Source organism: Ancylomarina sp. (assembly GCF_041555295.1).
Lineage (GTDB): Bacteria > Bacteroidota > Bacteroidia > Bacteroidales > Marinifilaceae > Ancylomarina.
On the sequence record NZ_JBFFKR010000427.1, the window covers coordinates 1 to 2,134 of the forward strand.

The following is a 2,134-nucleotide window of genomic DNA, read 5'->3' on the forward strand; positions in this document are numbered from 1 at the left end:
ACCTAACTATAAGGATGCTACAGCCAAAATGCAAGAAGCTGAATATATGGCAACTCTAAAAGTTATTATCGAGCATATCCCTGTAAACTCCGCAAAATATAGCTTTAGTGCCGAATTCTTTCAAGATCAGGTTACGCAATACATCACCAATAATATCAGACGTAAATTTGTGCGTTTCTACACGCCCAAACAAGCTGAAATGGAAAAATTAGAATACCCCGATCACGTGATTGCTATGCGTTTCGAAGATTTTGTTGTGGGGGAAACACACGATACTGATATCGAGAAGGAAGTCATCAGTGCTGATAGTGTTGAAGTTGGTTCCACAAAACTTAAAAATGGTGAAACCATTAAGGTTTATAATAAGGTAAAAGCCAAACTATATGTTCATAAACGTGAGGTTATCTCTAAAGGCCTGCTTTCCTTACATATTGAAGAATTAGACAGCAAGCGAATCATCAATACCAAACAATTGGGTGGCCAGTATGTTTGGTATAGCGAATGGGGCCACTTTAATGGTGACGAAAGAGCCTTAACTAAAGAAGAACTCAAAATTTGCGATAGTGAACCAATTCTTCCACCTGCAAGACAAGATTTATTTGTGGAATTCACAAAGCCGATCTATACTCAACTCACCAATGAGTTGAAACGATTCTATAACCGATACTAATTCGTTTGCATGTAACAAGAGCGTAAAATAAATACAAAAGCAAAGGCTATCCGTTAAGAGATAGCCTTTCTTGTTGTTATTCTGATGTAAATATATCCCGTCGCAACAGGTTCATTTCTTTAATTGGCTTCTATCCGTGCGACGGATTTACATGATGCAAATAACCCGAGGCAGCAGTTACTCCGTAACTTTACCTCGGGCTAATAGGATTCGAGCCCTTTGGGCTCAATGCTTTTCAGTGAATTAGTATGTCCTTACAAGTAGTTATTCTTAAACAATAGAATGTCTATTCCTACTAGAATCCTATACCTTACATTTGAAGGATGCAGAATTATTATTAAGAATGGGCGGATTTGTCAGCCTGCCGTTAGGCGTGAGCTTGATGCTAATACAGATATTTAAAAAGGGTTCTGCCCCCCTATAGAAGGTTCATGTATAGAACACAAAAGAGAAACTATCCAAAAATATAACTGTCATACACAAGCATGCCCTTTATAATTCATAACTCATCATTATTAATTCTATCAATCCTCCCACGGTACCAAAGCCGAAGGATAATAATTAATTCCCATGTGTTCAAAACGAGTCTTCTGTTTGCCTAGACGCGTCTTGTATTCATCCCACGATTTATCTGCGTGATTCGACCAACCCAATTCGGCATAGCCTGGCAAACGTGGGAAAACCAGATATTCAATATCATCAATGGTTTCAACCGTTTCGGTCCAAAGAGGCGCTTCTATTCCGATAATATCCTTTTTATTGATGTCTTCCACATTGCTTTCTAAAGTCCAGTTGTAAGCATCATCAACTTCGGTATAACCCGCCCAGTGTAAACCTAAAGGACAAATCGAATCGTACTGAATATCCATATAGGCTCTCTTGGCTGGCGACATAATGATCTTCACATTCTGTTTCACCGCATCCAAAGCCGTTTTTGTTCTGGTATGCCAAAATTGTGCAATGGTATTATCCTTGAGATTGGCTGCAGAAATATCGGCCCAGCCCATCATCTTTTTACCATGAGCATTCACAATATCCTGAGCTCTGTTTACAAACTTGATGTAATCTTTTTTCTTTGTTGCATTCGATTCGTCACCTCCAATATGAATATACTCACCTGGAGTAATCGCTGCAAGTTCACCAATCACATCATCAATAAATTTGTAGGTAATCTCCTTATTGGCATCCAATGTACTAAAACCCACTTCTGTTCCGGTATACAATTCTCTGGCTTTACCATCAGCATTTAATTCCGCATAGGAAGCTAAAGCTGCATTGGTATGTCCTGGCATATCAATTTCAGGAATGACAGTGATATAACGATCTTGTGCATACTTTACAATCTCGGTATATTCAGCTTGCGTATAGAATCCACCTTTGCCACCATCCACTTGGGTACTTCCACCATGTGCGGTTAAATTAGGCCAACTTTTTATCTCAATTCGCCAGCCCTGATCATCTGTC

At 39.1% G+C, this 2,134-nt stretch carries 2 protein-coding genes; one reads left to right on the forward strand and one right to left on the reverse strand.

Annotated features, from left to right (window positions below; translation table 11 throughout):
- A partial coding sequence (locus ABY905_RS16740) for a hypothetical protein (protein WP_372645950.1) occupies positions 1–670 on the forward strand: 670 nt, incomplete at its 5' end.
- Positions 671–1,194: 524 nt separating this feature from the next.
- Here the strand turns inward: ABY905_RS16740 and ABY905_RS16745 are convergent.
- Positions 1,195–2,134 (reverse strand): family 20 glycosylhydrolase (locus ABY905_RS16745; RefSeq protein WP_372645952.1); only part of this gene is annotated, 940 nt, incomplete at its 5' end.